5 protein-coding genes and 1 pseudogene are annotated in these 5,148 nt (G+C 62.5%); all 6 read left to right on the top strand.

Features of this window, described 5'->3' with window-relative positions; genetic code table 11:
* A partial coding sequence (locus tag QT222_RS06925) for a DapH/DapD/GlmU-related protein (protein WP_491476743.1) occupies positions 1–276 on the top strand: 276 nt, incomplete at its 5' end.
* A 179-nt stretch (positions 277–455) separates the two neighbouring features.
* A complete protein-coding gene (pyrG, locus tag QT222_RS06930) occupies positions 456–2,105 on the top strand; it encodes a glutamine hydrolyzing CTP synthase (RefSeq protein ID WP_004060121.1) in 1,650 nt (549 codons plus the stop codon).
* Positions 2,105–3,022 (top strand): glutamine-hydrolyzing GMP synthase, encoded by a 918-nt coding sequence (gene guaA / locus QT222_RS06935; RefSeq protein WP_004060122.1) that lies wholly within the window; start codon positions 2,105–2,107, stop codon positions 3,020–3,022. Before pyrG ends, guaA begins: the two co-directional genes overlap by 1 nt.
* A complete protein-coding gene (locus QT222_RS06940; RefSeq protein ID WP_004060123.1) occupies positions 3,019–3,339 on the top strand; it encodes a DUF7126 family protein in 321 nt (106 codons plus the stop codon). The genes guaA and QT222_RS06940 overlap by 4 nt, the downstream gene beginning before the upstream one ends.
* 640 nt (positions 3,340–3,979) lie before the next feature.
* Positions 3,980–4,642: a DUF4382 domain-containing protein gene (locus QT222_RS06945; protein ID WP_004060124.1), complete on the top strand. Its 663-nt coding sequence runs from the start codon at positions 3,980–3,982 to the stop codon at positions 4,640–4,642.
* Positions 4,643–4,929: 287 nt separating this feature from the next.
* A pseudogene (locus tag QT222_RS06950) lies at positions 4,930–5,148 on the top strand (beta-ribofuranosylaminobenzene 5'-phosphate synthase family protein); the annotation flags it as partial.

The following is a 5,148-nucleotide window of genomic DNA, read 5'->3' on the forward strand; positions in this document are numbered from 1 at the left end:
ATCACCATCGGCGACAACGCCCAAATCGGGCCGGGCGTCCACATCTACACCGCAACGCACCCGCTCGACGCGGCCGAGCGAATCAAAGGCCCTGAGTCGGGCGAACCGGTGACGATTGGCGACAATGCGTGGCTCGGCGGCCGGGCGGTTATCAACCCCGGCGTCACCATCGGCGACGACGTGGTCGTCGCTTCGGGGGCCGTCGTCACAGATGATGTGCCCGATAGCGTCGTCGTCGGCGGGAACCCGGCGCGCGTCGTCAAGGAGTTGGACTGACGGGTCAAAGTGGAAAGCCACGGCTAACCGTCAAGACGACCTCCCCCAGCACCAGACACTCACAGCATCTGATAGTTCGCTCCCCGTCCGTCGATTCTGGAGAATTTCGGCGTATGCGGTCGTCTGGCACACGGTGTTGGCTCCGAAATGGTTTTGAAGTACGCTCGCACACGGTCAGTATGCCGACGGACGAATACGACCCAGAGATGGGGCGCAAGTTCATTTTCGTAACCGGGGGTGTCATGTCCGGCCTCGGGAAGGGTATCACGGCCGCGAGCACCGGCCGACTCCTGAAGAACGCCGGGTTCGACGTCACCGCGGTCAAGATTGACCCGTACCTGAACGTCGACGCGGGGACCATGAACCCCTACGAACACGGGGAAGTGTACGTGTTGAAAGACGGCGCGGAAGTCGACCTCGACCTCGGGAACTACGAGCGGTTCCTGGGCATCGACATGACCGCCGACCACAACATCACGACGGGTAAGACCTACCAGCACGTCATCCAGAAGGAACGCGCTGGTGACTACCTCGGCAAGACGGTCCAGATTATCCCGCACGTCACCGAGGACATCAAGCGGCGCATCCGCGAAGCGGCCGAAGGGACCGACGTGTGTATCGTCGAAGTCGGCGGGACGGTCGGTGACATCGAGTCCATGCCGTTCCTCGAAGCCCTCCGCCAGTTCGCCTCCGAAGAGGAGGACGGCGACGTGCTCTTTACGCACGTCACGCTCGTTCCCTACTCGAAGAACGGCGAGCAGAAGACCAAGCCCACACAGCACTCCGTCAAGGAGCTTCGAAGCATCGGTCTCCAACCCGACATTCTCGTCGGCCGCGCCGATAACAAACTCGACCCCGAGACCAAGACCAAGATTGCGCAGTTCTGTGACGTGCCGGACGCCGCCGTGTTCTCGAACCCCGACGTGCCGGACATCTACCACGTCCCGCTGATGGTCGAAGAAGAGGGTCTCGACGAGTACGTGATGGAGCGACTCGAAATCGACGACGAGGCTATGCCGAAGGAAGAACGCGACAACCGCTGGCGCGAACTCGTCACCGCCGAGCGCACCGGCTCGGTCGACATTGCGCTCGTCGGCAAGTACGCCCTCGAAGACGCCTACATGTCCATCCACGAGGCGCTCAAGCACGCAGGCATCGAGTGCGGCGTCGACGTGAACATCCTGTGGGTCGATGCCGACGAGATGCACGACAAGCACGAAGAGCGCCTGAAGGACGCCGATGGCATCGTCGTCCCCGGCGGCTTCGGCTCCCGCGGAACCGACGGCAAAATCGACGCCATCCGCTACGCCCGCGAGAACGACGTTCCGTTCCTCGGCCTCTGTCTTGGCTTCCAGATGGCCGTCGTCGAACAGGCCCGGAACGTCCTCAACCACGAGGACGCCCACTCTGCCGAACTCGACCCCGACACGCCGTACCCGGTTATCGACCTGCTCCCCGAGCAGTACGACGTCGAAGCGATGGGCGGGACGATGCGTCTCGGCGCACACGAAACCGACATCTCGGCCGGAACCCTCGCCGAAGCGGTCTACGGCGACACCTCCTGTACGGAGCGGCACCGTCACCGCTACGAGGTGAACCCCGAACTCATCGACGAACTCGAATCCGAGGGGCTCCGCTTCTCCGGCCGCGCAGACAACCGCATGGAAATTCTCGAACTGACAGACCACCCGTTCTTCCTCGGAACGCAGTTCCACCCCGAGTTCCGTTCCCGACCCGACCGCGCGAGTCCGCCGTTCCTCGGCTTCCTCCGCGGCGTCCTCGGCGAACTCGACGCGCGTGAACTGGACAACGAAGAGGTGACAGCATAATGGTAGACGTAGATTCATTTATCGAAGACGCAAAAGCATCGATTCGCGACCAAATCGGCGACGAGCACGCCATCATCGCCCTCTCGGGCGGCGTCGACTCCTCCGTCGCCGCGACCCTCGCCTACGAGGCCGTCGGTGAACAACTCACCCCGGTCTACGTCGATACCGGCCTGATGCGCAAAGGCGAGACCGAGCAGATTGCGGACACCTTCTCCTTCATGGAGAGCCTCCGCGTCGTCGACGCCGAAGCGCGCTTTTTCGACGCGCTCGAAGGCGTCATCGACCCCGAAGAAAAGCGCGCCGTCATCGGCGAGCAGTTCATCCGAGAGTTCGAGCGCGAGGCGAAAGATACCGACGCCCAGTACCTCGTTCAGGGGACCATCTACCCCGACCGCATCGAGTCCGAAGGGAACATCAAATCCCACCACAACGTCGGCGGTCTGCCGGACGTTGTCGACTTCGACGGCATCGTCGAACCCGTCCGCGACCTCTACAAGGACGAGGTTCGCGAGGTCGCTCGTGCGCTCGGACTCGAATCTATCATCGCGGAGCGTATGCCCTTCCCCGGACCGGGACTCGCCGTCCGCGTCCTCGGTGAAGTCACGCCCGAGAAGGTCGAAGTGGCCCGCGAGGCGTGCCACATCGTCGAAGACGAGACTGAAAAGCACGAGCCATGGCAGGCGTTCGCCGCCGTCATCGGCAAGGGTACCGGTGTCAAGGGCGACAACCGCGTCCACGGCTGGATCGTTTCGGTCCGCTCCGTGGAGTCGCGCGACGGTATGACCGCGCGCGCACAGGAACTCCCGTGGGACACCCTCCAGCGCATTCAGTCGCGTATCACCGGCACGAACGACAATGTCGCCCGCGTCGTCTACGACGTGACCCACAAACCACCGGCGACCATCGAGTACGAATGACGACGGCAATCGTCGCGGGGACCGACCCCGACGGACTCGGTGAAGCCCTCGAATCGGAAGGTGCGAACGTCGTTCGAATCACCGGAATCGCCGCCGCTGACTCGCTCGACGAGGCCGGAATCGACGAGGCCGACCTGCTCGTCCTCACAGATATGGACGACGCGACGGCTATCTCGGTGGCGAAGGAACGCAACCCCGACGTGCGCGTCGTGACCTACGCCCACGACTCGCTCCCCGAATTCGCCAAAGGACAGGCCGACCTTGCGGTCGACCCCGACCTGCTCGCGGTTGACGTGGTCGCCGAAGAACTCGTCTGAGGCGACCCGGGATTCCCGGCTGTCTCAACCGCTGACGTTCTCTTTCTTTCAATTCCTTCTCCTCAGAGTGCCTCGGTGCAGGCGGGTACTTCCCTGTCGGTAGCGTAATTGTTGGTAGTGTAAGAGCGGTTCCCGACCCAGCGGTGGTGCCGACGCAAGAAACTTAATTCCGCGTTGGACACTGCTCGGCTGACGCGCCTCGGTCGTGTGTCCTTAACCGACGCACCTCGGTCGTATGTCCTTAACCGACGCACCTCGGTCGTGTACCGGTCCCCCAAAATCGGTGAAACCCGGCGACGAGCGGCGAATTTGGATGCTCAGTTCCCACGAAATTCGGCGAAAATCAGTCCGAACAGTGCCCAATTCCAGCCCAACGACCACAACCCAGTGAAGCGATTTCCACCCTTCAATACCCCGGCGACCACAGCCAGAAGTACCGCGGCGCAGCGGTCGGCTTGCATGCAGTCGTCCCTGCAGGCCGAAGCGTCGCGGGTACGGCCGGAACTGGCCGCTTCATGAGCATGAGCGCCCCTCGCTCATCCCTCTCGGCCGCTCTCCCCAAGTGAGCGGTCGTCAGTAAGGACCCGAACCGCAACACGAACACCAGAGACGACACGCGAACCCCCGACACAACACGACAATGACACTGAATCGACGAGACTTCGTTAAGAGCGCCGCCGGAATCGCCGCCGCAAGTACCGTTGGAACCGCTGGCTGCATGGGAACCGCGTCCGCGGAGACCGGAACGCTCTCCACACGCGTGAGCGACAAGCCCGGAGATATCGCGGACTTCGAGTCTTGTCTCGTTACGGTCTCGACTATTCGCGTGAAGCCGACCGACGGCGAGCCGAAGTCGCTCGACGCCGGAAACACCGAAGTCGACCTCGTCGACCTCCAAGGAGATGCTTCGGCCCTCATCGAGGAGTTCGAGGTGGAGACGGCCACCTACGAATTCCTCCAATTAGAAATCGCAGGCACCGACGCGACCCTTACTGACGGGTCGTCCGCGACTGTCGAAGTCCCCGGTTCCGCCCCGCTGAAATTCGAACAGTCGTTCGAGATTCGTGCTGACGAGACGACGACGTTCACGGCCGACTTCACGCCCGTGAAGGCCGGAAAAACCGGAAAGTACGTCCTCCAACCCGTCGCCGACGAGGTGACGGTGCAGTACGAATCGGCCGAGACAACCGAGACCAATCAAACGACCACCGAGACCAACCAGACAACCACGGAATCTAACCAAACCACCGAAACCAACCAGACGACTACAGAAACTAACCAGACGACCACCGAAACCAGTTAAACAGCCACGGAAATCTCACGGACGACCCCGTAACCGACTCCGGATGGTTCTCCCCTCGTAACCGACCGGGGTTGTCTACAGCGTACTCGATTCTAGTATCGGTTTAGTTAGTGAGTGAGAGAGCAGTCTGTCACACTGACCGACTGCATCCACACTCGTAGTCGCGACTGACCACCCCCGTTTCGACCGCTTTTCGCACCCCTAATCGCACGACGTGGTCGGGGAATGGCGGCCTGCGTTGCCATGGTCGCAACTCCCTTTATCAGTGCACACTGAGGTCCGGTAGCATGGTACGGGTCTCGACCGGCGCGCGCATCCACTTCGGGTTCCTCAACTTGAGCCTCGCCCGCAGTCGCCTCTACGGCGGTCTGGGTGTCGGTCACTCAGAACCACAAGCGGTTGTCACCCCCGAACCCCCCGCGGACCTTCTGGTCCGTCACCCCCCCGCGCGCCAGGATGGCGAGCAAGCGGGCGGACCCCTCGTCCCCCCGGGGGGCGATGTCGGG

Source organism: Haloferax sp. s1 (assembly GCF_058382125.1).

Excerpts from the sequence above, each read along its gene's own strand:
- pyrG (WP_004060121.1), top strand. The coding sequence starts at position 456 with ATGCCGACGGACGAATACGACCCAGAGATGGGGCGCAAGTTCATTTTC.
- guaA (WP_004060122.1), top strand. The coding sequence starts at position 2,105 with ATGGTAGACGTAGATTCATTTATCGAAGACGCAAAAGCATCGATTCGC.
- QT222_RS06940 (WP_004060123.1), top strand. The coding sequence starts at position 3,019 with ATGACGACGGCAATCGTCGCGGGGACCGACCCCGACGGACTCGGTGAA.
- QT222_RS06945 (WP_004060124.1), top strand. The coding sequence starts at position 3,980 with ATGACACTGAATCGACGAGACTTCGTTAAGAGCGCCGCCGGAATCGCC.